23 protein-coding genes and 1 pseudogene are annotated in these 25,088 nt (G+C 71.3%); 6 read left to right on the top strand and 18 right to left on the bottom strand.

The genetic code is table 11. From position 1 onward, the window contains the following. Positions 1–74 precede the first annotated feature (74 nt). Positions 75–1,025: an RNA-guided endonuclease InsQ/TnpB family protein gene (locus GA0074692_RS06120; protein WP_218106575.1), complete on the top strand. Its 951-nt coding sequence runs from the start codon at positions 75–77 to the stop codon at positions 1,023–1,025. A gap of 15 nt (positions 1,026–1,040) precedes the next feature. Beyond that, a pseudogene (locus GA0074692_RS36885) lies at positions 1,041–1,283 on the top strand (zinc ribbon domain-containing protein); the annotation flags it as partial. 126 nt (positions 1,284–1,409) lie between these two features. On the opposite strand, the gene GA0074692_RS06115 reads toward GA0074692_RS36885, so the two are convergent. Further along, positions 1,410–2,045, bottom strand: coding sequence for a TetR/AcrR family transcriptional regulator (locus tag GA0074692_RS06115; RefSeq protein WP_091640255.1), 636 nt, complete (start codon positions 2,043–2,045; stop codon positions 1,410–1,412). Between the two features lie 83 nt (positions 2,046–2,128). Between GA0074692_RS06115 and GA0074692_RS06110 the strand changes: the two genes are divergently transcribed. The 3 genes from GA0074692_RS06110 to GA0074692_RS06100 all read left to right on the top strand — a co-directional run bounded on the left by GA0074692_RS06110 (position 2,129) and on the right by GA0074692_RS06100 (position 6,572). Continuing rightward, positions 2,129–2,584, top strand: a complete 456-nt coding sequence (locus GA0074692_RS06110) for a GNAT family N-acetyltransferase (protein ID WP_091640252.1) — start codon at positions 2,129–2,131, stop codon at positions 2,582–2,584. 195 nt (positions 2,585–2,779) lie between these two features. Continuing rightward, positions 2,780–3,754: a helix-turn-helix domain-containing protein gene (locus GA0074692_RS06105; protein ID WP_091640250.1), complete on the top strand. Its 975-nt coding sequence runs from the start codon at positions 2,780–2,782 to the stop codon at positions 3,752–3,754. A gap of 157 nt (positions 3,755–3,911) precedes the next feature. Continuing rightward, positions 3,912–6,572: a S8 family serine peptidase gene (locus tag GA0074692_RS06100; protein ID WP_091640248.1), complete on the top strand. Its 2,661-nt coding sequence runs from the start codon at positions 3,912–3,914 to the stop codon at positions 6,570–6,572. Positions 6,573–6,637: 65 nt separating this feature from the next. Here the strand turns inward: GA0074692_RS06100 and GA0074692_RS06095 are convergent, their stop codons facing one another. Together GA0074692_RS06095 and GA0074692_RS06090 are read right to left on the bottom strand one after the other, a co-directional pair. Further along, positions 6,638–7,435, bottom strand: coding sequence for an alpha/beta fold hydrolase (locus tag GA0074692_RS06095; RefSeq protein WP_091640246.1), 798 nt, complete (start codon positions 7,433–7,435; stop codon positions 6,638–6,640). Further along, positions 7,432–8,748 carry an MFS transporter gene (locus tag GA0074692_RS06090; protein ID WP_091652741.1) on the bottom strand — a complete coding sequence of 439 codons (1,317 nt, stop codon included), beginning with the start codon at positions 8,746–8,748 and terminating at the stop codon, positions 7,432–7,434. The genes GA0074692_RS06095 and GA0074692_RS06090 overlap by 4 nt, the downstream gene beginning before the upstream one ends. A gap of 41 nt (positions 8,749–8,789) precedes the next feature. Between GA0074692_RS06090 and GA0074692_RS06085 the strand changes: the two genes are divergently transcribed. After that, positions 8,790–9,665, top strand: a complete 876-nt coding sequence (locus GA0074692_RS06085; protein ID WP_091640243.1) for a LysR family transcriptional regulator — start codon at positions 8,790–8,792, stop codon at positions 9,663–9,665. A gap of 63 nt (positions 9,666–9,728) precedes the next feature. Here the strand turns inward: GA0074692_RS06085 and GA0074692_RS06080 are convergent, their stop codons facing one another. The 15 genes from GA0074692_RS06080 to GA0074692_RS36875 all read right to left on the bottom strand — a co-directional run bounded on the left by GA0074692_RS06080 (position 9,729) and on the right by GA0074692_RS36875 (position 25,044). Next, complete coding sequence (locus tag GA0074692_RS06080) at positions 9,729–10,829, bottom strand: SAM-dependent methyltransferase (protein WP_091640240.1); 1,101 nt, start codon at positions 10,827–10,829, stop codon at positions 9,729–9,731. A 33-nt stretch (positions 10,830–10,862) separates the two neighbouring features. Next, the gene (locus tag GA0074692_RS06075) at positions 10,863–11,975 is read right to left on the bottom strand and encodes a scyllo-inosamine-4-phosphate amidinotransferase (protein ID WP_091640237.1); all 1,113 of its coding nucleotides are present in this window, start codon (positions 11,973–11,975) and stop codon (positions 10,863–10,865) included. Between the two features lie 2 nt (positions 11,976–11,977). Next, entirely contained in the window at positions 11,978–12,538 is a 561-nt protein-coding gene (locus tag GA0074692_RS06070) for a MaoC family dehydratase (RefSeq protein WP_091640235.1), read from the bottom strand. Continuing rightward, a complete protein-coding gene (locus tag GA0074692_RS06065; RefSeq protein ID WP_091640232.1) occupies positions 12,528–13,769 on the bottom strand; it encodes an 8-amino-7-oxononanoate synthase family protein in 1,242 nt (413 codons plus the stop codon). Before GA0074692_RS06065 ends, GA0074692_RS06070 begins: the two co-directional genes overlap by 11 nt. Before the next feature lie 48 nt (positions 13,770–13,817). Next, positions 13,818–14,660, bottom strand: a complete 843-nt coding sequence (locus GA0074692_RS06060) for an HpcH/HpaI aldolase/citrate lyase family protein (protein ID WP_091640229.1) — start codon at positions 14,658–14,660, stop codon at positions 13,818–13,820. Beyond that, entirely contained in the window at positions 14,660–15,685 is a 1,026-nt protein-coding gene (locus GA0074692_RS06055) for a quinone oxidoreductase family protein (RefSeq protein WP_176738670.1), read from the bottom strand. Before GA0074692_RS06055 ends, GA0074692_RS06060 begins: the two co-directional genes overlap by 1 nt. 8 nt (positions 15,686–15,693) lie before the next feature. Then, positions 15,694–17,019 (bottom strand): preATP grasp domain-containing protein, encoded by a 1,326-nt coding sequence (locus GA0074692_RS06050; protein ID WP_091640225.1) that lies wholly within the window; start codon positions 17,017–17,019, stop codon positions 15,694–15,696. Positions 17,020–17,259: 240 nt separating this feature from the next. Then, positions 17,260–18,831 carry a nucleotidyl transferase AbiEii/AbiGii toxin family protein gene (locus GA0074692_RS06045; protein ID WP_091640222.1) on the bottom strand — a complete coding sequence of 524 codons (1,572 nt, stop codon included), beginning with the start codon at positions 18,829–18,831 and terminating at the stop codon, positions 17,260–17,262. Positions 18,832–19,002: 171 nt separating this feature from the next. After that, positions 19,003–20,496, bottom strand: coding sequence for a xylulokinase (locus GA0074692_RS06040; RefSeq protein WP_091640219.1), 1,494 nt, complete (start codon positions 20,494–20,496; stop codon positions 19,003–19,005). Positions 20,497–20,523: 27 nt separating this feature from the next. Then, a complete protein-coding gene (locus tag GA0074692_RS06035) occupies positions 20,524–21,342 on the bottom strand; it encodes a DeoR/GlpR family DNA-binding transcription regulator (RefSeq protein WP_091640217.1) in 819 nt (272 codons plus the stop codon). A 76-nt stretch (positions 21,343–21,418) separates the two neighbouring features. Beyond that, complete coding sequence (locus GA0074692_RS06030; protein WP_281198774.1) at positions 21,419–22,462, bottom strand: substrate-binding domain-containing protein; 1,044 nt, start codon at positions 22,460–22,462, stop codon at positions 21,419–21,421. A gap of 36 nt (positions 22,463–22,498) precedes the next feature. Beyond that, entirely contained in the window at positions 22,499–23,515 is a 1,017-nt protein-coding gene (locus GA0074692_RS06025; protein ID WP_176738324.1) for an ABC transporter permease, read from the bottom strand. Positions 23,516–23,531: 16 nt separating this feature from the next. Beyond that, the gene (locus tag GA0074692_RS35755; RefSeq protein ID WP_245730615.1) at positions 23,532–24,164 is read right to left on the bottom strand and encodes an ATP-binding cassette domain-containing protein; all 633 of its coding nucleotides are present in this window, start codon (positions 24,162–24,164) and stop codon (positions 23,532–23,534) included. Next, on the bottom strand, positions 24,110–24,694 hold the full coding sequence (locus GA0074692_RS36880; protein WP_245730194.1) for a sugar ABC transporter ATP-binding protein: 585 nt from the start codon (positions 24,692–24,694) through the stop codon (positions 24,110–24,112). The genes GA0074692_RS35755 and GA0074692_RS36880 overlap by 55 nt, the downstream gene beginning before the upstream one ends. Beyond that, the gene (locus GA0074692_RS36875) at positions 24,691–25,044 is read right to left on the bottom strand and encodes an ATP-binding cassette domain-containing protein (RefSeq protein WP_218106574.1); all 354 of its coding nucleotides are present in this window, start codon (positions 25,042–25,044) and stop codon (positions 24,691–24,693) included. Before GA0074692_RS36875 ends, GA0074692_RS36880 begins: the two co-directional genes overlap by 4 nt. Positions 25,045–25,088 lie beyond the last annotated feature (44 nt).

Genomic DNA, 25,088 nt, shown 5'->3' with positions numbered 1-25,088 from the left:
CCCCGTCCTTGAGGGCGGGGAGGAATGGCGGCCCCACTGTCATCCATGATCATCCTTTCGGGTAGGTTTGTCCTATGCGGACGGCGTACAAGTGCCGGGCATACCCGACACCCGAACAAGCAGCGGTGCTCAACCGCACGTTCGGGTGCGTGCGCGTGGTGTGGAACCGCACCCTGGCCGCCCGTACCGACCGCTGGCGCACCACCCGTGAAGGCACCTCCTACGCGGAGACGGACCGGACGTTGACGGAACTCAAGAAGCAACCCGAGTGGGCGTTTCTGAGGGAGGTCAGTTCGGTGCCGTTGCAGCAGACCCTGCGGCACCAGGACGCGGCGATGACCGGGTTCTTCGCGAAACGGTCCCGGTATCCGCGTTTCAAGTCCCGGCATGGTCGGCAGTCGGCGTCGTTCACCCGGTCGGCGTTCCGCCTGCGCGACGGCAGGCTGTCCCTCGGAAAGACGCCGGGTGTGCTGGCATTCGTCTGGTCGTGGCACGGCATCGACCCAGCTGGGCTGGATCCGACGATGGTCACAGTGTCCCGTGACCCGGACGGCCGCTGGTACGTGACCCTCACCGTCGACATCGACACCCCCACCGCGCCCGAACCCACCGGTCAGGCAGTAGGGGTCGACCTCGGGTTGACCGATTTCGCGGTGCTGTCCACCGGCGACCGTATCCCCCACCCGAGGCACATGGAGCGTCGAGAGCGTCGCCTGAAGCGCTACCAGCGGATGATGGCCCGCCGACAACGGGGCTCGGCGAACCGGGCCAAGGCGAGACGGAAAGTGGCTCGGGCGCACGCGCGGGTACGCGAAGCCCGCCGAGACTTCCTCCACCAACAGTCCACGGCTCTGGTGCGCCGGTTCGACGCCATCGCCGTGGAAGACCTCGCCGTGGGCAACATGGTCCGCAACCGGCGTCTGGCGAAGGCGATCTCCCGCACCGGGTGGGCCGAGTTCCGTACCCTGCTCGCCTACAAGACGCAGCGCGCCGGCCGGCACCTCGTAGTGGTCGACCGCTGGTAACCGTCCTCGAAGACCTGCTCGGCGTGCGGGCATGTCCTCGCCACGCTCTCCCTGGGCACCCGCCACTGGCGGTGTCCGTCCTGCGGCACCCGACACGACCGGGACGTCAACGCCGCCCAGAACATCGCCGTCGCGGCCGGGCTGGCCGAGACCATAAACGCCTGCGGAGCGGACGTCAGACACGAGAGTTCTCCTTCCGTGCGGTCCGCGATGAACCAGGAAACCCCACCCGCGAGGGTGGGAATCTCCCGCCGTTAGGCCGGAGAGGATGTCAACTCACCGCCTCGCCCGCCATCCGGCTAACGACTGACCCGGAACGACGGCGGGTAAACCTGGAACGTTCCGCTGATCTGTCTACCTCTGTGAACGGAAGCGGTCAGGCCCTCAGGCGCCGACCGGCGCGGCGGCGGGGTCGGCGGGCGGTGGTGCCGGCCGTTCGGCACGGATCTGGTCCAGCGCGGCCTCGATGGCCGCCTGCTGCGCGGCGGCGGAGTAGGTGTCCAGATCGACGGCGGCCAGGACGTTGAGCCCCTCCACGAGCGCGACCAGTGCCGTGGCGCTCAGCGCGGTCTGCTCCGGACTCCAGTCGGGGCGGCAGGTCGCCACAAGACGCTGGATCCGGCCCACGAAGGCGCGGTTGTGGGATTGGTGCAACCGGGCGAGTTCGGGATCGGCGAGCGCGGCGGCCAGGAAACCCACCCACACCCGGGCCTCTTCACGCTTGTCGTCGCTGCCGGAGGCCACCTGCATCAGGACGGCCCGCAGCGCGTCCAGCGGTTCGGGGCCGGACGCCTGGGCCGCGTCGGCACGGGCGGCGGTGCGCTCGTGCAGCAGGGTACGGGCGTGGACGAGCAGGGCCTGCTTGTCCGGGAACGTGTGCAGCACCAGGCCCGTGCTGCATCCGGCGCGCTCGGCCACCGCCCGCAGGGTCAGCCCCGGCAGGCCGTGGTCGGCGAGCACCGACCAGGTGGCCGTCGACAGCCGCTCCTGGTGGCCCTGGAGATCACGTCGTCTGGCCATGCCCGCCCCTTCGCCGTCGCCCGCCGCGATAGCGTAACATCCGTTACCGGAACAGTTGTTACGGATAGATGAGGGTATGAACTGTGCAGGTCAGGGTGGGGTCGGAGTCCTGGGACGGGGTCGACGGGACGCGGCTGCGCGCCGCGCAACGCGCGGAGCTGGACGCGCGGTACGGCAACGACGACCACGAGCCGGGGGCGGCCCCGACCGCTGAGGACATCGGCGTGTTCCTCGTCGCCCGCGACGCGGACGGCGCGGCGGTGGGCTGCGGGGCGCTGCGGCTGCTGGGGCCGGACTCGGCGGAGATCAAGCGGATGTACGTCGAGCCGGCGGTTCGGGGCACCGGAGCGGCGGTGGCGATCCTGCGCGCCCTGGAACACGAGGCACGCCACCGTGGCGTGGTGAAGCTGCTCCTGGAGACCGGCACGGCCCAACCGGACGCGATGCGCTTCTACGAGCGAGAGGGGTACGACCGCATCGACAACTTCGGCCCGTACCAGGGTGAGGCGTTGTCGGTCTGCTACGCCCGCCAGCTTTGATTCCCTCCCGGTCACTGCCGGCGCGAGGGGCGCAGACCACGGCCCTGGCGTGACCAAGATCCGCCAATCGCTTGACACGGCCCGCCCGCTGTACGACCCTGCGAACCGCAGCTCAGGACGACGTCAGTCGACCCGCCGCCGGCAAACAACAGGGGGTCGTCGTGCTCGCACCAGCCGTCCGGGTGCTGCGCTGACATGCTCGAGAGCATCGGGATCGGCCCTCACGAGGAGCGAATCTACGAGGAGCTCGTCGCCGGGCCGGCCGCCGACGAACGCGAGTTGGCCGACCGCACCGGGCTGGCCGAACCGGACGTCGAGCAGGCCCTCGCCCAGTTGGCGCACCGGGGCCTGGTGGTGGTGCGTCCCGAGCAACAGCACCGACTGCACGCCGCGCCGCCGGACATCACCCTGCGGTTGATGGCACTGCAACGCCTGGACGATCTCCACAAGGCGCAACTGGCCATCGCCCAGCTCTCGCAGCGTTACCAGCGAAGCGGCACGCCAGGTGGCGGGACCGAACCGGTCGAGGTGGTCGAGGGCGCGACGGCGATCGCCGAACGCTACGGCCAGTTGCAGCGGAACGCCCGCCGGGAGATCCAGTCCCTGGTGGCGGCGCCCGTCATCGCCGTGCCCCCCACCGCCAACGCCGGCCAACAGGACGCGCTGCGGGCCGGGGTGCGCTACCGAGTCGTCTACGAACGGACGACGTTGGAGGGGGACGGCCAGCCGACCCCGCTGCTGCTCGACGAGTGGGCGGCGCTGGGTGAGGAGATGCGGGTCGCGATCGAGGTGCCGTTCAAGGGCAGCATCTTCGACGAAGAGGTCGTGCTGGTCGTCCTTCGTCACCTGCCGCCCGGCGCGGCGGCGAAGGCGTTGGTCGTCCACACGCCCGCCCTCGTCGAGGCGCTCTGCTGGGTCTTCCGCCGGGTCTGGGAGTCCGCCGTGCCGGTGCCCACCGCGCTGGCCACACCTGCGGACGGCCCGCTGGCCCCCGACGACCGGCGGCTGCTCTCGTTGCTCCTCGCCGGCTACACCGACCAGGCGATCGCCACCCAGGTAGGGGTGAGCATGCGCACCATCCAGCGGCGGGTTCAGCGGCTACTGGTACTCGCCGGGGTGCAGACCCGGATCCAGCTCGGCTGGCAGGCGGCCCGCCGTCGCTGGATCTGACCCGGCACGGTCACCGACGACGGCCTCCCCCGCCGTCGTCCCGACTCCGCGTCGCATTCCCGCCAATGCGTAAAACCGCCAGCTCAGCGGGCTGATCAACAACTTGTGCTGGTGACAGGATCCCTCCATCCACTCGCCTCACAGCACGAGGACGCCCATGCCACGTCACATCACCGCGCACCCGTACCGGCACCGGCGGACCGCAGCGGCGCTCGCCGCCGCCGTCGTCGCGGCCGGCGGCCTGTCGCTCCTGTCCGCGCCCGTCCAGGCACAGCCGTCGACCGGTACGGGCGACAAGCTCGGCAACCACGACCGGGCCCTGATCGCGCAGTACTCCCGCCAACACCTCCGGCGGAGCGCCCCGGCCGACGCCGGGCAGCCGACCCCCGACTTCGTGACCCTGATGATCGCCGTCCGGGACGGCCGGACCGAACAGGCCGAGCAGGCGCTGGCCGCGCTCGGCGCCGACGTCACGAGGACGGAGGCCCGGATCGGCTACCTCAAGGCCAACGTGCCGTTCGACGACGTCGAGAAGGTCCTCGCCCTCGATGACGTCGTCCGGGTGGACGTCGACGAACTGCTCAAGCTGGACGACACCCGTCCGGACCTGGGGACCACCAGCACGACGGTCACCGCCGAAGCCGGGGCCACGCCACCGGCGCCCTCCGCGACGACCCCGGCCGACAACGCCTACCTGCCCACCAACGAGACGAAGTCGGTCGACTTCAAGGCCGCACATCCCACGTACGACGGTCGCGGCGTGACCATCGGCGTCATGGACACCGGGATCGACCCGACGCATCCGGCCCTCGCGACCACCACGACCGGGGAACGCAAGCTCGTCGACACGGTCGTCGCCACCTCCCAGCGGAACTTCATCGACCTGCTGTTCGACTCCACCTGGTACAGCATGACGCCGGCGAACCGGGTCACCGGTCCGACGTTCACCGATCCGCTGCTCCGGCAGACGTGGACCGGCCCCGCCGAGGGCGGCCTGTCCATCTCGGTCAAGCGGATCTCGATGTCCAGCCTGGCCGGCACCTACCTGGGCGTGCTCTACCGGGAGTCCGACCAGGCGGTGTGGGTGGACACCGACCAGGACCGCGACTTCACCGACGAGGAGCTGATGCGGCCGTTCAGGGCCGCCAGCCAGATCGGGTACCTGGGCATCGACAACCCGGCCACCCCGGTCAACGAGCGGGTGCCCTTCACCGTCGACCTGGAGCTGGACATCTCGTCCAACGGGACCGACGCGGTGAACATCAACACGCTCAACGAGGGCCACGGCACCCACGTCGCCGGCATCGCCGCCGCCAACGACATGTTCGGCGGCGCCATGGACGGTCAGGCGCCCGGCGCCAAGCTGGTGTCCATGCGGGCGTGCCACGCCCTCGGCTGCTCCACCGCCGCTCTCACCGACGGCATGATCGAGCTGGCCACGGTCCACGGCGTGGACGTGATCAACATGTCCATCGGCTCCAGCCCGGCCCTCAACGACGGCCAGAGCGCGCAGGCCCTGCTCTACAACCGCCTGATCGACGAGACCGGTGTGCAGATGTTCGTCTCGGCCGGGAACTCGGGTGCGGGCGCCAACACCCTCGGCGACCCGACCGGCGCCGACCGGGTGGTCAGCGTCGGCGCCTCGGTCTCCCGCGACACCTGGTGGGTCAACTACGGCTCGAAGGTCGCCGTCGACCACGACATCATGCCGTTCTCCTCGCGGGGGCCGCGCGAGGACGGCGGATTCAAGCCCGACATCACCGCTCCCGGCTCCGCCGTCGCGCCGACACCGAACTGGATCGCCAGCGCGTCGGTCGCCGAGACCGGCTACACCCTGCCCCCGGGCTACTCGATGTTCAACGGCACCTCGATGTCGTCCCCGCAGGCCGCCGGTGCCGCCGCGCTGCTGCTCTCCGCCGCCAAGCAGTCGGGGATCAGCGTGACCCCGGCCGAGCTGCGCAACGCCATCTACTCCTCGGCCGACTTCCACTCGAACGTTGACGTCATCGCCCAGGGCCGCGGCCAGCTGAACGTCGAGGACGCCTGGAAGTACCTGCGGACGGACGACCGGGGCGTCGCCAGCGACGACGTGACCGTCTCCGCTCCGGTGTGCACCGTGCTCTCCGGCCAGTTGCGGACGCCGCACCGCGGCAGCGGCCTGTTCAACGACTGCGCGCCGGACAGCGGCGGCCAGCGGGTCGGTGAGTCCCGCAGCTACCCGGTCACCCTGACCCGGACCAGTGGCCCCGCCGACCCGGTGCGGTACCAGCTGCGGCTCGTCGGCGACGACGGCACCTTCCACGCGCCGCAGACCGTCGCCCTGGCCAAGGACGTGCCCACCACGATCCAGGTGACCGCCAGCCCGCGCACCGAGGGCACCCACGACGCGATGCTGGTCGTCGACAGCGCCCGGACCAAGGCCGTCGAGCAGTACGCCATGCTCGTGGTCGAGGCCGCCGCGCCGCTCACGGTCGGTACGACCTGGTCGGCCGAGGGAACGGTGTCCCGTAACGGCACCGTGCACTACTCGGTGGCGGTTCCCGCCGGCGCCACGGCCATGACGGTCGACCTGTCCGGCCTCGCCGAGGGCAGCCAGACCCGCTGGTGGGCGTTCAGCCCGCAGGGCGTCAACGGCGAGGACTCCGCCGCCGGCACCATCTACTGCTACGCGAACTACTTCGACGGCAACGGTTGCGACCCGCTGCGCCGCACCTACGTCGACCCCGAGCCGGGGGTGTGGGAGTTCGTGGTCGAGTCCCGGCGTACCAGCCCGCTGGGCGACAACCCGTTCCGCCTGGAGGCGTCCATCACCCGCTGACGGCGGTGGACCGGACCGACCGGCTGGAGCCCGACCCCAGCCGGTCGGTGGGCTGGTTCCGCCGCTCAGCGTTCCCGGTCCGGGGCCAGGAAGGCCCGCACGATCGGGGTCACCTCGGCAGCGAACTCGTCGAAGAAGCCGTGCCGTCCACCGTCGTGGATCCGCATCGTGGCGTCGGGGATCCACGCGGCGATCAGCTCCGCGTTCTCGACCGGGACCATCAGGTCGTCGCTGCCGTGCAGGACGAGGGTCGGTGCGGTGATCCGGCCGAGGATCGAGGACGCGTCGTGCGCGTCGCTCACCCGTAGGTGTGCCCGCCTGGCCTGCGGCGTCATCGTCGGGTCGCCGAACAGTCGGCTCTCCGCCGCCCGATGCTGCCCGGCCGGCGTGTAGAAGAGGTCCGCCAGCGCCTGCCGGCGCGCCCACCCGTTCGGGTCGGCGAGGGAACGCCGCACCTGCTGACTGCGCTCTCGGGCGTACGGTCCGCCGGGCGAGGTGGCCGCGAGCACGAGGCGGTCGACCCGGTCCGGGTGGTACGCCGCGAGCATCTGGGCCACCCGACCGCCCATCGACGTGCCGTAGACCCGCGCGCTGGGGTGGCCGAGCGCGTCAAGGACGTCAACGGCGTCGGCCGCGAACGAGGTCGTAGACCAGTCACCGGGTTCGCTGTGGGTGTGACCGGTGCCCCGGTAGTCGAAGGTCACCGTCCGGTAGCGGTCCTCGAAACCCTCCCGGAGGCCGTCCCACCACCGGTGGGAGTTCGCCTGTCCGGGTAGCAGTAGCAGCGGTGGCGCGTCGTCCGGGCCGCCGAGCTGCACGCTGAGGCGCGCGCCGTCGGCTGCCCGTACGGTCGTGGTCGTCATCGGTTGCGGGATCCCTTCACGGTGACGGTGGTGGATCGGTCGCGGGCGGGGTCCAGCGGTCGGGTGCGGCGTAGCCAGGCGGCGAGCAGTCCGGCGACGACCAGCAGGACCACCGCCAGCGCCACCACCGCGGGCCAGCCGCCGGCCGTCCAGGCGTGCCCGGCGAGGCTGCCGAAGACCGACGCACCCAGGTAGTAGCAGAACAGGTAGCTGGCGGCGGCCTGCCCGGCGGCCACGCCCCCGGCGTACGCGCGGGCCGGCACCCAGCCGCTGACCACCCCGTGCACGGTGAAGAACCCGACGGCCAGCACGGCCAGGCCGAGCACAACGACCGGCAACGAATCCGGCAACGTGACGAGCGCCCCGGCGATGGCGACCAGGCAACCGATCGGGGCGACCGTGCGGCGGCCGTACCGGTCGACCAGCCGGCCCGCGACCGTGGAGGCCACCGCCCCCACCGGGTAGGCCAGGAACACCAGGCCCGCCGCGCCGACGCTCAGTCCGAACGGCGCGGCGGTGAGCCGGAATCCCGTCACGTTGTAGACGGCGACGAACGCGCCCATCGTGCAGGCACCGATGGCGGACATCGCGATCAGCGCGCGGTCGGTCAGCGGCCCCCGGGCCAGGGTGACCAGGTGGCGCAGGTGGGCCGGTGCGGCGACGAAGTTCCGCGAGGGCGGCAGCGTGAGGCGGACGACAGCGGCGCAGACCAGCCCGATGGCAGCAGTGGCCGCGAGTGCCCAGCGCCAGTCGGCGACGTCGGCGACCAGGCCGGTCACCAGCCGGCCCGTCATCCCGCCAAGGGCGGTGCCGCCGATGTAGAGACCCGCCGCGCGGGCCTGCGTGTCGGTGTGCAGTTCCTCGCGCAGGTAGGCGGTGGCAACCGCCGGCAGCCCGGCGAGGGTGATCCCGAGCAGCAGCCGCAGGGTGAGCAGCGCGGGCCAGCCCGGTGCGACCGCGCAGGCGAACGTGATCAGCCCGGACGCGACCAGGGAGAGGAGGATGAGTCGGGTCCGCCCCAGCACCTCCGAGGCGGTCCCGGCGACGAGCAGGGCGACGCCGAGGCCGACGGTGGTCAGCGAGAGCGTCAGGGTGCTCTGCGCGGCGGAGACGTGGAACGTCGCCGCGATCTCGGGCAGCAGCGCCTGCGTGTTGTACAGCAGCATGAACGTGGCCAGGCCGGCGGCGAAGAGCGCCGCCGTGACCCGGCGGTAGCCCGCCTCGCCGGTGCGGTAGCCGACCGGTGGGGGTGCGTCGAGAACGGCGGTCACCAGCCCACTCTGCGCCGGCCAGACCGCATACGGCAAATGCATGAAGTCGATGATCGCCATACGTCTTGCGTATACTCTGGCGCATGCAGGTGGAAGATTTCCGCAGGTTGCTCGCGCTCGGCGACCACGAGCAGATCACCGACGCCGCCGTGGCGCTGCGGATGAGCCAACCCAGCCTGTCCCGGCTCCTCGCCCGGGTGGAGGACGAACTCGGCACCCGCCTGTTCGAGCGGGACGCCAAGGGTGTGCATCCCAACCCGTACGGCACGCTGGTCCTCGCCGGCGCCCGCGACATCGTCGAGCGGTACGACCGGCTCCGCCGTGACCTGGCGGACCTGCTCGATCCCGAAGCCGGCACCGTCCGGCTGGCGTTCCTGGACTCGATGGCCGCCTCGCTGGTGCCCCGGGTCCTGCGGGACTTCCGGCAGGAGGCCCCCCGCGTCCACGTCGCGCTGCGCCAGGCATCGGGACACGAGATCATGCGGGACCTCGAATCGGGTTCTGCCGAACTGCTGATCACCTGGCCCCGCCCCTCGGGCGGCCACGGTTGGCTGCCGCTGCAACGGCAGCGGCTGGTGCTCGTCGTCCCCGCCGGCCACCGGCTCGCCGGGCGTCGACGGATCAAGCTGGACGAGATCGCCACCGAGGACGTGGTGACCGTGCCCACCGGATTCGGGTTCCGTTCGCTGGTCGACGAGCTGTTCGCGGCGGCCGGGGTGGCGCCCCGGATCTCCTTCGAGAGCGGCGACCTGGCCACCGTCGAGGGGATCGTCGGCGCCGGGCTCGGCGTCGCGCTCCTGCCCGACCAGCTCGCCGGCACGTCGAACACCGTCGGCATCCCGGTCGCCGCCCCCGGCGCCGAACGCACGGTCGGACTGACCTGGCGTACGGACCGCGTGCTGCCGCCACCGGCGGCCCGGTTCCTGGCATTCGCGCGGAACCTCACACCGTACGACTGACGCGCGGCCCGGCGGCCCGCCGCGGTCGACATCGGGCCGCCGGCAGTCACGCGGTGCGGCGAGTCACGGGAAGAGGTGCCGGTGGACGGGGTGATGGCGGAAACCCCCGCCCCGGTACGGGGAGCTGTGGCTGGCCGTGCGGGTGCCGGCGATCGCGGTACGCAGCACCGCGTCGAGGTGGTAGTCCGGGTGCACCCCGTCCTCGCTGAGCGTCGACGTGACGGTCAGGTCGAGCATGTCGCCCGCCTCGACCGGCTGTTCGGAGTCGAAGAGCGGGAAGTAGATGGACGCCCAGTTGCTGGCCACCCGCAGCGCGTCCAGTGGCTCCCCGTCCGGCAGGCACCAGAGCCGCAGCCAGGTCAGCACCCCGTCCATCACGCCCGGACGGTCAATGGTGAGGCGGACCGACCGTCGCTGTTCCAGCGGCAGGTGCCCGTTGAGGTCGAGGACCTCCACCACCTGACCCTCGCCGAGCAGCGCGTCGCGGGACGGGTGGGTGACGCGCAGGCGTACGTCGAACGGGGCGCCGTGCCAGTCGAAGATGGTCTTCAGGTAGCCGAGCGAGTCCGCCGCGAAGGCCACCGGACCGCCGGCGAAGAGCTGCCGGAAGGCGACCGGCGCGGCGAGGGTGACGCACCGGTGCGGCACGACGGTGGCGTACGGGGTGAGGTGCCGGCGCCGCGCGTCGGTGAGCACCGCGGCGGCCCCCTCGGCCCCGGCCAGCGATCCGATGATCTCGGCGACGCACACGTCCGCTTTCGGGGTGATGTCGAGGTCGGTGGAGTTCCCGTGAAGAAGGGTGATGCGTTCTCCGGCACCCGGGTCGGCCAGCCACGTCCCGGCCCGGCGGTACGACTCCGCCATTGCCTCCAGCGCGACGACCTGGCGGGCGCCGTGGCGCAGGCTCTCCCGCGCCCAGAGCAGGTCCGCTCCGGTGCCGATGTCGAGCACCACCCGGCCGGCGGTCAACCGGGCCAGGGCGGCGCGGAACCGTCGGTTGCGTTCCTCGTCGTCGGTCATCCGCGCGTACGACACCGTGTCGTAGCACGGGTACTCGCCGATGCTGGGGCCGAGGGTGGGGACGCCGGGCGCCGGGGCAGGGGCCGAATCCACCAGGACCCGCACGGTCGACCCGGCCACCATCAGGTCGACGGAAGTCGTCATCTTGCTCCTCGATCAGAAGGGGCTGTGGGCCGCTCAGTCCAGGTAGTTCTCCGGTCCCCCGGTGCGGACGGTGTCCAACGTGACGCAGTGGAAGCCGCCGCCGAGCGCCCGGGCGTGGCGCAGCCGGTGCGGCAGCACGGTGATGCCGCGCTTCTCGAGGAGGGCGATCAGCTCCGGATGGTCGGCGTCGACGATGGCGTGCTCCTCGTCGACCATCAGCAGGTTCATGGTGATCCAGTGCTCGCTCAGGGTGGGCTGCGAGGTCGCGGGTCGGGCCGGCTCCGGGCACCACAGCACCTCCCAGCCGCGCAGCGGTTCCGGCACCGCGTCCGGCCTGATCCGGCCCGGGTTGAGCAGCACCAGGCCGGGACGGAGGAAGGCGATGGTGCTGTCGATGTGGGTGTAGCCGTAGACCCCGCGCAGCGGGTGGATCCGGAGGTCCCCGAGCAGCCGGACGGTGGATTCCAGCCAGCGCAGGCCGAGTTCGTTACCGCTGCGGGACACCTGGTAGAACAGGTCGCGGCCGAGCCGGAGCACGTTGGCGGCGTCGAAGACCGGCTCGCTCTCCCCCAGCTCGGGCAGGCCGTCCGGGTCGAGCGGGTACAGCTCGTCGGCCAGTTGCGGGCGGGGCGCGGCCAGCCAGGTGGCGCCGCGGAGCAGGTACTCCTGGAAGAGCGGGCGCAGCCCGAACAGCTCGAAGTAGCGGGACCGGGTCGGGCTGGGGGTCTCGATGATGGCGGAGCCGACGACCAGCGTGAGGTCGCGCGGGCAGTACGACTTGAATCCGGCGCTGCGCCACTGGGGCGTACCGAACTCGACGCTGTGGTCGACGACCGCCGGCCGGCGGACGGTCACGCCCAGCCCACGCAGGCTGGCGCAGAGTTCGGCCAGGTCCTCGTTCGTCTCCTCGACGATCTGCGCCGGCACCGCGCCCACCTCGAGTTCACCCAGCTCAGCCCGGGTCAGCTTCGGGAAGCAGGTCAGCCACGCCGACGGGTCGTCCTGCCCGGGGAGGCGGATGTGGGTGGCGTCCCCGACGACGATCTCGCGGAGCGGGGTGAACTCGTCCCAGGAGTTGACCGCCGGCAGACCGCGACGGTCCGGGGTGGACGGGGCAGGCGTGGTGACGATCTGGTCTCCGGTCAAGGTCAGTATCCCGTCCTGTCGTCAATGCTGGATTCGTGGGTCGGCACCAGGAAGCTGCGCTCGTAGGTGAGCACCACCTCGCCGGTGGCCTTGATCCCGGTGGTGCGGCAGGTCACGATGCCCTCTCCCGGCCGGCTGGCGGAGAGCCGCTTGGCGGTCACCTCGCTCTCGGCGTACAGGGTGTCGCCGACGAAGACCGGGTGCGACAGGCGGATCCGGTCCCAGCCGAGGTTGGCGATGGCCCGGCCGCTGGTGCTGCGGGCGGTCATCCCGCCGACGATGCTCAGCGTCACCAGGCTGGAGACGATCGGCTTGCCCCACCGACCCTGGGCGGCGTACGCGCTGTCGATGTGCAGCGGCGCGGCGTTCATGCTCAACATGCTCATCAGCACGTTGTCCATCTCCGTCACGGTACGGCCGGGGCGGTGCTCGATCACCGTGCCGACGACGATCTCGTCGTAGTAGAAACCGACCTGCTCCCGGTACCGGTTCTCCCCCACCCGGCGGTACCCGGTCGGCTGGGCCCGGTCCGCGGTCGGCTCCTCTTCCCGCTCAGTCGGCACCGGTCAGCTCCCGCACATGGTCGGTGAAGGTTTTCAGGGTCTGCCGGTCGATGTCCGCACGGATCATGATCCGCAGCCCGGCCTGGCCCTGCGGCACGATCGGAAAGAACACCGCAGAGCTGTAGAAGCCCCGCCGGTACAGCTCCGCGGAGAGCTGGACCGCCCGGTCGGTGTCGCCCACGGTGATCCGGCGTACCGGCAGGCCGTTGCCCGCGAACGAGGTGGGCAGGAGCTGGTCGAAGTACGCCACGTTGTCGTGGAGTCGGCGCTGCAACTCACCCAGTTCGGGTGAGCGGTGGATGGCGGCGCTCGCCAACGAGGCACCCACCAGTGGCAGGGCCATGTTCTGCGACCAGCCCACCGGCCCGGCGTGCCGGGTCAGGAAGCCGTGCATCGCCGGGTCGCCGAGCATGGCCACGCCGCCGCCGGTGCCGAAGCCCTTACCCAGGCTGGTGACGATGATCGTGCGCGGGTTCATGGTCAGCCGGGAGCGGACGAATCCCTCCCCCCGCTCGCCCATGATGGACAGCGAGTGCGAGTCGTCGATGAACAGGAACAACCCGTACCGGTCCTGGAGTTCCAACAGGCCGTCCAGGGCGGCGGTACCGCCCATCGAGTACGCGCCGTCGGCGACGTACGCCACGCTGGGGTAGCGCCGGCAGACGTCCTCCAGGTAGTCCAGGTCGTTGTGGTCGCAGGTGAGGACGAGGCTCTCCTCGGCGCAGATGGGCTTCACGTACGACATGCAGAAGTGGCAGAAGCGGTCGAAGACCATGACCCGGGGGCCGCCCGGTGCGAGGTGCCCGGAGGCGACCAGGGGCAGGATGCCGGCGGTGAGCGCGCTGCACGAGCTGCCGGGCAGCACCCGGGCGCCGAACAGCTCGCCCAGTTCGTCCTCCAGGCGGGCCAGCAGTTGGTGCCGGATGCGGGTGGTGGAGGTGACCAGCCAGGTGGTGCCGGCCTCGCGCAGCGCCGACACGGCACCGTCGATCACCGCCGGATGGTGGTTCAGCCCGAGGTACGCGCAGGAACACATGTTGACGAACTCGTGGCCGGTCTCCCGGTCGACGAGCCGGTTGTTCGAGTCGCCCGAGGGCGTGTCGACCCTGATGCCGGTCAGGCCGTGGTCGGCGGCGGCCTGCCACACCGGGTCGGCCGTGCGGATCATCTTCTCCGCGTTGCGATACCGGTGCGGTCCGGTGATGTCCTGTCGCGCGTCTGTGCTCGTCACTTTTCCTCTCCCTGCCGATGGGGCGGACGGCTGGTGGCCCGGCGGCGGTCAGCCGGACGGGTCGAACTCGTCGAGCAACCGCTGGGACGCCTCGAAGAAGGGCCGTCCCACCATCACGCCGTCAACGGTGGTGATGCCCTGGCCGCTGCGCTGTCCGGCGGCCACCACCCGCCGGGCCGCCTCGATCGACTCCGCGTCCGGCGAGAAGACCTGGTTGATGACGGCCACCTGGCGGGGATGCAGGGCGATCTTGCCGCTGAACCCGAGGTCCTGGGCGAGGGCCGCCTCCCGCCGCAGCGCGGCCAGGTCCTGGAGTTCGAAGGTCGGCGAGTCGATCGCCTCGACTTCGGACGCCCGGGCGGCGTTCACCACCCGGGTACGGGCCTGCACAAGCGGCTCCCAGCTCAGCCGAATGCCGAGGGCGGACGCGTAGTCCGCGGAGCCGAAGATCAGTGCCCGCGGTCGGGGCGAGGTCGCCGCGATCGCCGCCGCGTTCTCCACTCCACGCGGCGTCTCGATCACCGCGAAGAGTTCCAGGTCCGGCCGGACCGGCCGGAGGAGCTGCGCCACGATCTCGACGTCCCGGGGCGACTCCACCTTGGGCACCAGCACGATGGCCGGCGTGACCGGATACTCGCGCAGGGCGAGCAGGTCCCGCATACCGTCCGGCTCGGTGAGCACGTTGACCCGGACGGCGCACCGGCGACCGGCCGCGCTCGGGCTGCTGAAGAACGCCGTGGCCCGGGACCGGGCGTCGGCCTTGGCCGGTGCCGGCACCGAATCCTCCAGGTCGACCAGGCAGATGTCGGCTCCGGAGCGGTGGCATTTGACGTACCGGTCGGCGGCGGTCGCCGGGGTGCAGAGCACGGAACGGCAGTACCGGGTGAACATCACATCTCCCGGCGTACGTCGATCAGGACCTTGCCGGTGGTGGCCCGGGCGGCGACCGCCGCGTGTGCCGCGCCGACCTCGGACAGCGCCACGGTCCGGTCGACGTGCACGGTGAGCCGACCGTGCGCGGCCAGCGCGAAGAGCCGCTCGGCGATGCCGGACAGCAGTTCCCGGTGGTCGACCACGTGCCGCATCCAGAACCCGGCGCAGCCGATGGAACCCCGGGCCAACTGTGCCGTGGTCAGCGCGACGACGCCGGTCACGTCGTCGACGTCGGCCACGGCCGGCAGGTCGCCCCCGGCGGTTCCGGGACCGTCGGCGGCTGCGGGGCGCCAGCCCAGACAGACCAGCCGCCCGAACGGCGCCAGGCCGGCCAGCCCGGCGCGGGCCACCGGGCCGCCCACCGAGTCGACGAACAGGTCCACGCCCATGCCGCCGGCCGCCTCCCGTAGCCGGTCGGCCAACTCCGGGTCGGCCGGGTCCAGCGCCACGTCCGCGCCGAGCCCCTTGACGAACTGCCGTTTGGCCGGGGTGGACGCGAGCCCGATCACCGGGGAGGCACCGAGCGCCACCGCGAGCTGCACGGCGAGGTGACCGACTCCCCCGGCCGCCGCCGAGACCGCCACGCTCTCCCCGGCCCGCAGCCGACCGGCCAGCAGTAGCGCCCCGTACGCGGTGCCGCCCTGCTCGAACAGGCCCAGCGCCTGCGCATCGTCGATGCCCGCCGGGACCTCCACGGTGTACGCGTCCCGCGCCGCCACCACCTCGGCGTACCCGCCGCCCTGGCGCAGCAGCGCGACCACCCGCCGGCCGTCGACCCGACGGCGGCCCACCGCCTCCACGCCGGGCACCGCCGGCAGCGGCAGTTCCGGGTGGGCACCGGCCCGCTGCACGAGATCGTCGAAGTTGACCCCGGTCAGGGTCACGTCGATCAGGCACTCCCCCAGTCCGGGCAGCGGTTCGGGTACCCGTTCGACGCGGAGCACGTCCGGGCCACCGGGGTGGCGCAGGACCACCGCCCGCATCTGCCGGCTCATCGCTCCCCCGCGAAGAGACCGCCCAGTTTGTGGTGCATCTCCTCGGCGGTGGCCAGGGCGTCCGCGATCGCACAGCAGTCGACGGTGCCGTCCCCGTCGTCCGAGGTGATCACGACTCCGGTGCGGCTGATCGGGTCGTAGCCGAGGCCGGCTGCGGCGAGCCGCTCGACGGCTGCCGGGAACGACGGCACGGCCCAGCCGCCGCGCTCGAGGAAGACCCGTTTCTCCCGGTGGTCGGCGTCCACCACCCGGCCGTCGAGCACCAGGTGCACGTGGGTGGAGCCGGTGAGGCGGCAGTTCGTCTCGGTGAAGAGCACCTGCCCGTCCGGGGTGTGGATGGCGTCGGCGCTGACCACACCCCGGTAACCGAGGACGCGCAGCGAGTCCGTCAGCCGCTGGGCGCCGTCGAGCAACGTCGCCCGGGTCCGCGCGTCGATCGTCTGGGCCGGCAGCACCGCGCCGATCGCCACCGGCTCCATCAACAGCTCACCCAAACCGATCAGCCGGGCTCCCCGGTCGCCGATGAGGTACTCTGCGTAAACGGTGGTGGAGCCGGGGAAGAACCGCTCGACCACCAGCTTGTCGGCGCGACCGGCGGTGAGCCATTCCCAGCGTTGCTCCAGGTAGGTCAGCACGGCGGGCCGGTCCGGCAGCACCACCACCCGGGGTGCGCCCGCGGGCGCGACACCGGCGGTACGGCTGAGGATCTCGTTGCCGAACCCGCCACCGTTGAACTCCAGCTTCACCATCACGCTGTGGCCCTGGTCGAACAGGTCGGTGACGGCTTCCAGGGCCTGCTCCGGCCGGGTGACCACGGTGCCCGGGGCGATCGGTACGCCGGCTCCGGCGGCCAGCGCCCGGAACCCGGCCTTGCTGTTGACCAGCGCGTCGCCGGCCTGGGCGCTGAACGGGTACCCGGGTAGGGCCGCCTCGGCCGCCAACGCTCGGGCGAGTCCGGCGACGGAAAGATCCTTGTAGATGGCGAGGATCTCGTCCGGTGGCCGGCTACCGAGGGCGCGGCGGAGCTGGTCCCGGAATCCGGGGTCGGCCAGCCGGTCCGGGGTGAGGATGTCCGCGCCGAGGCTGCCGGGTGGCGGGACCACGATGGTGAGCGAGGCGGGGTCGGTGCCGGTCAGGCCGGTGACATAGGTCAGGTACTCCGGTGCCGGGGCGAACGGCAGCACCAGCAGGTCACCGTCCCGGGCGAACCAGAGCATGCGCTGGGCGACACAGCCGCCGCTGCGGAGCTGTGCGGGGGTCAGCGCCGCGAGATCACCGACCATCTCCGCGGTCCGACTGTTGCCGATGATCAATGTGGCCATGGCCGCTCCATCGCTGTCGGCGGTATGCCTGGTCACGGCTCCGCCCAGCCGCGATCGGCCGGCACCGAGCAGGGGATGGGAGACGGACCTGGGTCACCGCCATGACCCATAAATCAATAGATGAGCATCTTTCAATGTTACCGAGAGTCACGGTAGCAACGGACGTGAGCCACAGCAAGGGAAGATGTGACCTACACCACTGGCAGTGGAGCGCGACAAACCCGTAGAAACCGAGCCGGGTCAGGTCCAGGCACGATCGAGGGCCAGCGCGAGCCGCCTGGTCCACTGCTCGGCGGTGCCCGTGACCGCTGGGTACTCGTCGGCGAAGTTGGTCCAGTCGACCTGCCAGGACAGCACCGTCTCGGCCGTGAAACCGTCGGCTTCGGCACCGAGTTCCGGTCGCATCAGCCCGCGGACGAGGGCTCGGTCGACGGTGGTGTGTTCGGCGAGCAGGACGGCGTCGTAGAGGTCCTTGCCCTGCGGGTACATGTCGGTGGCCAGCCACAGCAGCTTCCACGCCAACGACAGCGAAGCGGGTGCGGCCCGTACCAGCCCGTCGACGTAGGGCAGGACCAGCAGCTCGGGCGGGAGGGGAAGCTGCTCACCGAAGACGATGTCGATCTGTACGTGGCCGTCCGGTGCGTCCGGTGCGGTGAACGGGACGACGAGGCGGCGGCCGTCGGCGCGCTCGTAGGTCCAGATGGCGGACTCGCTGATCCGGTCCGGTAGCAGGCCGGCGTCCGGGATGGCGCGGATGGCCGTCTTGACGTCATCGAGCAGCATGCGGGCGTCGGCGCTGTCGCTGGACACGGTGTGCGGGGTGACGACGAAGTCGAGGTCACCCGGTTCCCGGGCGGCATCACCGACCCAGGCCAGCATGGTCACGCTGCCACGCAGGACCAGATGCTGCCCCCAGGTCGTCGCCCCGACGGCCGCCAGGACCCGGTTCATGACGGCGCGGCGGGCGTGGCGCCACCGCCGCCCGGTGGCCGCCACGAGGAAGTCGGGCTCCCCCGCGCGGTAGGCGTTGCCGTACTGCTTGAGAGCAGGATCGAACGCCGCCCACTGGCGGACGATCGGGCTGTCCGGCAATGCCTGATAGGTCGGCGGGTAGCCCCGGGAGCCAGCCGCCGCCGGACGCCTCCGGTGCTCGTGGTCCCGTGTCCCGATGTTGGCCTTCGCCGCGGATGAATCCAGCCAGCCCTGGTCGTGGTGGACGGCGCTGTCGAACACCACGTACTCCTGCTCCACCGTGATGATGTCGTGGCCGGCGGCCCGAAGCGCCCTGACCAGCTCGTCCAGTCGCCGCCGGGCCGTGGCGAGCCCGACACCGTGGCAACGCTGGGTGACGAACCGTTCCTGCGCGCCGTCGGCCCGCTCCCGCCGCGCGTTACGCGACAGTCGCGCCCCGTACGCCTCGACCAGCTCGGCGAGGGCCACCCGGTCCACCACCCTCGGGCTGGGCAACAACAGCTTGACGTGGTGCTCGAAGTACCGACCCGCCGGCTCGACCGCCGACTCCTCGTCCGACTGCGGTACGCCGACGCACCACGGCGCCGCCTCGATCTTCGAACGACAGGGGTGGATGCACGCCTCGCCCAGTTCGCGCTGCCAACGCTGCACCGTGGTGTGCTGTTCGGTCAGGGTGCCCCGCCCGGTCAGGGTGAGCATCGGTTGCGAGGCGTACGCACCACGGTCGAGCACGATGTGGACGAACTTCAGACCACGCTGAGCGGCGAACGCGGACAGCCTCTCGGCGTCGTAGGCATTGGCCGTGATGTGGATCTCGAAGTCCCCCGATACCTCACGCACCGGCGCAGTCTAGGGCGCACCCAGCGCGCCGAGAAACGCGATTAGGTAGGCGCGAGCCACCCATGGTCACTCTGCGCGTCCAGGCCGGGATGGCGTCAGGTTGTACTGCGAGTGCGCTTCCCGGGCGTTGACGGCTGCCCGGGCGTCGTCGGGGCGGAGCCTGGCGCATCCTCAGAGGTGGCGCAGCGCGGTCAGGGCGTGCTCGGTCGCGTCGAAGCCGGCCAGTACGCCGGCCCGGAGCGGGCGGACGGCCTCGTGGTACTCGGCGGCGTGGGCGTCGACGGCCACCGTGGCGGCCGGCCGGGTCATGTGCCGCGCGGCCGTCGGCACGTCGGCGTACGGTGCGTCGGGACCGGCCGCGGCGGCGACGACGGCCGCGCCGAGGGCGGTGCCCTCCCGCTCGGGCGCGACGGCGGTGGGCACGCCGAGCACGTCGGAGAAGATCCGGACGACCAGGGCGGACTGGGCGAAGCCGCCGGTAACGATGACGCGCCGGAGGTCCGCGCCGGTCGCCTGCCGCAGCAGGTCGAGGCAGTCGCGTTGATCGTGGGCGAGTCCCTCGACGACGGCCCGGAGCAGTTCGGCCGCGCCGTGTCGCCCACCCAGGCCGAGCACCGCGCCCCGTACGTCCGACCGGTGCACAGGGGTCTCGCGACCGCCGAGGTAGGGCAGGAAGAGCAGCCCGCCGGCCCCGGGCGGCACCTCGGCGGCGGCCGCCTCGACGGCGCTGCGGTCCGGTGCGGACAACAGGTCGCGCGCCCAGTCCAGCGTCATCCCGCCGACCGGTTGCAGGGTCTCCACGGCTGAGTGGCCCGGCACTGGCGCCGCCATCGTGCGTAGCCCGGGGTAGGTGGGACGCCCCGGCACGAACGCCCCGAGCGAGAAGCTGGTGCCGAGGTTCAGGTACGCCGTACCCGGCGCCAGCCCGCCCACCCCGATGCCGGCGCACTGCCCGTCGCCGGCGCCCGCGACGACCGGCAGGCCCACGGGCAGGCCGGTGCGCCGGGCCACCTCGGGCCGTAGCCCACCGATCCGGTCGCCGGGGGCCGCCAGCTCGGGGACCTGCTGTCGGGTCAGGCCGGCGGCGCGCAGCAACTCCGGTGACCAGTCCCGGGTGGCGAGGTCGACCAGGGCGGTGGAGTCGGCGCTGGCCCAGGAGGTGACCGCGACGCCGGTGAGATAGTGCGAGACGTACGCGTGCACGTCGAGCACCTGGTGGGTACGGCGCAGCGTGTCCGGCTCGTGTTCGGCGAGCCAGGCCAGCTTGTAGAGCGACGGCAGGGTGGACCGCGGCTTGCCGGTGGCCGCCTGCACGGCGTCGCCACCGAGGCGAGCCACCTGCTCCTCGGCACGGTTGTCCAGCCACAGGATCGCCGGGCGGATCGGGTGGTGGTCACGGTCCACGCAGACGAACGTCTCGCGCTGGTGGGTGATGCCGAGCGCGAGGGGCCGGTGGCTGGGGGGCAGCAGGTCGGCGACCGAGGTGAGGGCGTCGGCGAGGCCCTCTGCCCACTGGGTGGCGTCCTGTTCGTACCAGCCGGGGCGGGGCGAGGTGGTGGTGACGTAGCGCCGGGACTCGCAGACGGTCTCCCCGGAGAGGTCGAACACGACCGCCTTGCACGCCGAGGTGGAGCAGTCGAGGGCGACGATCACCGGTACGGTCACGCCATCATGGTGCCATTGACCTGCGATTCAGGCTTCGGAGGAGTCCGGGGCGGTGGTGCCCTCCGGGGCGACGACGACGTTCGCGCCGTCGCGGCGGAGGGCCTGCACGTGTTCGCCGGCGGTCTTCGCGTCGACGATGACCGTGTCGAACTCGCTGAGCGGGCCCAGCGCGTGCAGGGCGCGTCGTTCGAACTTCGAGTGGTCGACGTAGGCGATCCGGGTGCGGGCGGCCTCGAACATCGCCCGCTTCACCAGGACGGTGTCGTGGTGCTGGTGGAAGCAGATGCCGTCGGTGACGGCGGAGGTGGACATGAAGAACACGTCCGCGCGGAGGTTGCGTAACGCGCCGAGGGTCACCGAGCCCATGAACGCCCGGCACCACGGGTAGTACTGGCCGCCGAGGGCCAGCAGGGCCAGTTCCGGTTGGGTGACCACGGCGTCCATCACGGGCTGGAAGTTCGTGATGACGGTCAGCGGCTGCCGCTGGTAGAGCTGGGCGGCCAGGTGCAGGCCGGTGGTGGAGTCGTCGAGGATGATCGACTGCCCGGGCTCGATCATGCCGAGGGCGACGGTGGCGAGCGCGACCTTCTCGCTCGCGTTGAGCCGGGTACGGTACTCGGTGCTGGACTCCGACAGGGTGCTGGCCAGGGCGGTGGCCATGCCGCGGGTCTTGCGGAGCAGCCCCTGGGCGGCGAGCGCGTCGAGGTCGCGGTGCACCGTCATCACGCTGACGCCGAAGGCCTCGGCGAGTTCCTCGATCCGTACGGAGCCGGCCGACATGACCATCTCGGTGATGCCGCTCTGCCGTGCGTCCCGCCCGACGCGGTTCTCCGCCGGCTCTGCCATCCCGGTGACTCCTCCATCGATCGGAGATAGATCGTAACGGTGGAGGTGGCCCGCGTCGCGGGCCACCTCCATCGGACTACTCTTCGTTGGCGATGTCGCCGGAGGCCAGGTTCTTGGCGATCAGCTCGGGCAGGCGCTGGAGGAACGCGTCCTTCTCGCTGACCACGTTGGCGTAGTACTTGTCGACGTTCTCCGGGGTGATCGCCGGCATCGTGTAGGTGTACTTCTTCTCGACGGTCTCGCCGTTGGCCACCTTCTGGGCGACGGCCAGGCCGGCCGACATCTCGACCCGACCGTGCTGGAGGGACGAGCCGATGAAGGTGCCGTTCTTGACCGCGTCGAGTCCGTCCTGGATGCCGTCGATGCCGACCACCGGAAGCTGCTTGCCGGCCTCGGCGAGGGCCTGCACGGCACCCAGACCCATGTCGTCGTTCTCGGACACGATGCCGTCGAGCTGGTCACCGAAGCTGGACAGCCAGTTCTTCGTCTTGTTGACCGCCTCGTCGCGCTTCCAGTTGGCGGTGTCCTTGGCCAGGACCTTGATGTCCGGGTACTTGGCCAGGGTCTGCTCGATGCCCTTGGTGCGGTCCAGCTCGGGCGAGGAGCCGAGTGGCCCCTGCAGGATCACGATGTTGCCCTTGCCGTTCAGCTTCTTGGCCATCATCTCCATCTCCTGCGCCCCGGCGGCCACGTCGTCGGGGAGCACTGCGGAGGTGAGGGCGTCGCCGGCGGCCAGCGCGGTGTTGACCGCGATCACCGGGATGTCGGCGGCCTTCGCCGCGGCCATCTGCGGGCCGAGGGAGTCGGCCTGCACCGGGACGATGATGATCGCGTCGACCTTCTGGTTGATGAGCTGGTCCACCTGGCTGGCCTGGGTGGACACGTCACCGCCGGCCGAGTTCCAGAGCAACTGGATGTTGTTGGCCTTGGCGTAGGCGTTCATGCCCTCCTGGCCCTGGCTGATGAAGGAGGACATGTCGTAGACGGTGACGCCGACGCGGAGCTGCTTCTCGCCGTCGCCGCCCTGGGCGGCCGGGTCGCCGGCGCCGCAGGCGGTGGTGGCGAGCAGGGCGAGTGGTACCGCGGCGATGCCGACGCGGCGAAGGACGGACATCTTCATCGGTATTGCCTTTCGGTGATGGTGGTGGTGCGGGGACTAGCTGGTGCGGCGTTTCGTGGCCCACACGTCGACCGCGACGGCGGCGACGATGAGCACACCGCTGATGACCGCCTGCCAGTACGCGGGGACGATCAGGATGTCCAGGCCGTTGTTGAGGGTCTGGATGAGCAGCAGGCCGAGGAGGGTGCCCCAGACGGAGCCGCGCCCGCCGAGCAGGCTCGCTCCGCCGATGACCACGGCGGCGATGGCGTCCAGTTCGTACCCGGCGCCGAGGTTCGGCGGACCGGAGATCACCCGGGAGGAGAGCATCACGCCGGAGAGTCCGGCGAGGCCCCCGCTGATGACGTAGACGCTGGTCAGGATGCGCCGGGTGCGTACCCCGGCGACCTCGGCCGCGACCCGGTTGCCGCCGACGGCGTAGATGCGCAGGCCGAAGGAGGTCTTCTTGAGGACGAGGAACGCGGCCACGAACCCGACGGCCATGATGAGGACGGGGACCGCGATGCCGAACACCTCGGTGTTGGCGATCTTCCCGTAGGAGGCGGGCAGGCCGTTGATCGGCGCGCCGTTGCCGATCACGTAGGCGAGCCCTGAGCCGGCGGTCAGCGTACCGAGCGTGGCGACGAACGGCGCGACGTTCAGCCGGCTCACCACCAGGCCGTTGATCAGGCCCAGCAGCAGACCGACGCCGATGCCGGCGACGACGGCCAGCCAGAGCGAGTCGGGGTTCTTGACGACGACCGACGCGGAGGTCATCGCGCTGGCCGCGATGACGCTGCCGATCGACAGGTCGATGCCGCCGGTGAGGATGACGAACGTCTGGCCGAGCGCGACGAGGGCGAACGGCGCGGCCGAGACGAGGATCGTGAGCGCGTTCTCCGGGGTCGCGAAGCGCAGGCTCCGGTAGCTGAAGTACGCCATGACCAGCAGCAACACCAGCACCATCGAGTTGCGGATGGCGAAGTTCGTCAGGGTGGTCCGGTCGAACCGGCGCTTCTCCGGTACGGCGTCCACGGGAGGAAGCTTTCCCGCGGTCGGGGTGGTCGTGGTCATCGGGACTCCGGATTTCTCAGTGGCGGACAACGGCTTCCTGGCCGCTGGCGAAGCGGAAGATCTTTTCTTGGACGTCCTCGGCGTCGAGGTCGGCGCGGGACAGCGAGCCGGCGATGCCGCCCGCCCGCAGCACGTGCACCCGGTGGCTCAGGCCGATCAGCTCGGGCATGTCGGAGCTGACCAGGATGACGGCGATCCCGGACGCGGCGAGCCGGCGGACAATGCCGTAGATCTCGCCCCGGGCGCCCACGTCGACGCCCCGGGTCGGCTCGTCGAGCAGCAGCACCGAGCAGTTCTGGGTCAGCCAGCGGGCCAGCACGACCTTCTGCTGGTTGCCGCCGGAGAGGTTGCCGACGAGCTGGTTGAGGCCCTTCGACTTGAGCCGGACGGACGTGGTGGCCTCCGCGACGGCCTCGGTACGACGACCGTCGCGCAGCCAGCCACCGAGGGAGAACGCGCCGAGGTGGGGCAGGCTGCCGTTGTCGAGCACCGACTGGGTGAGCACGAGACCGGCGCCCTTGCGGTCCTCGGGTACGTGCGCGATGCCGGCCCGGATCGCCTCGACGACGCTGCCGCGCCGGACCGACCGGCCGTTCACCTCGATGGTGCCGGCCACCGACGGGCGGACGCCGAAGATCGCCTCGACGATCTCGGTCCGGCCGGCGCCGACGAGGCCGCCCAGGCCCAGGATCTCCCCCGGCGGACCTCGAGGTCGACGGTGGGGCCCTGCTGCTGCAACCGTAGCCCGGTGACCCGCAGGCCGACCTCGTCCTGGGCGGGGGTGATCTCGGGGAAGAGGTTGTCGAGGTCGCGGCCGATCATCGCCCGGACGATGCCGTCCTCGGTGGTGTCGGCCAGCGGGGCCTGGAGGACGAGCCGGCCGTCCCGCAGCACCACGACGCGGTCGGCCAGTTCCTGGATCTCGGCCATCCGGTGGGTGGTGTACAGCATGGCGACGCCCTGCTTCTTCAGGGCGTGGACGACCTCGTACAGGCGCTCGACCTCCCGGTCGGGGATGGCCGAGGTGGGCTCGTCGAGCAGCAGCACCTTGGCGCCCCAGGTGGTGGCCTTGGCGATCTCCACGAGCTGGATCAGGGCGATGGAGAGGTCGCCGATCCGCCGGCGCGGGTCGATGTCGACGCCGTACGTGTCGAGCATGGCCCGGGCCTGCTTGATCATCTCGCGGCGGTCCAGGGCGCCGAAGCGGGTGCGCAGTTCCCGGCCGACGAAGAGGTTCTCGTAGACCGCCAGGTCGGGGTACGGGCCAGTTCCTGCGGCACGATGCCGACGCCGAGCCGGCGCGCGGCCTGGGGGTCGGCCTGGACGAGCGGCGAGCCGGCCACGACCACCTCGCCCGCGTCGGCCTTCAACTGCCCCGTGACGATCTTCATGAGGGTCGACTTGCCGGCCCCGTTCTCCCCGGCCAGCACGGTGAGCTCACCGGCGTGCAGGTCGAAGGAGATGTCGCGCAGCACAGGCACACCACCGAAACCCGTGGCGATGTTGCTCAGCCGTAACGCCGGCGTCATGAGAACTCCTCGTTGGTCTGGATGTGACGGACGCTATGTTAGGA

The organism is Micromonospora pallida (assembly GCF_900090325.1).
In the GTDB taxonomy this organism is placed as follows: domain Bacteria; phylum Actinomycetota; class Actinomycetes; order Mycobacteriales; family Micromonosporaceae; genus Micromonospora; species Micromonospora pallida.
Note: the sequence above shows the minus strand (reverse complement) of the source record. Positions and strands in the feature narration are given on the sequence as shown.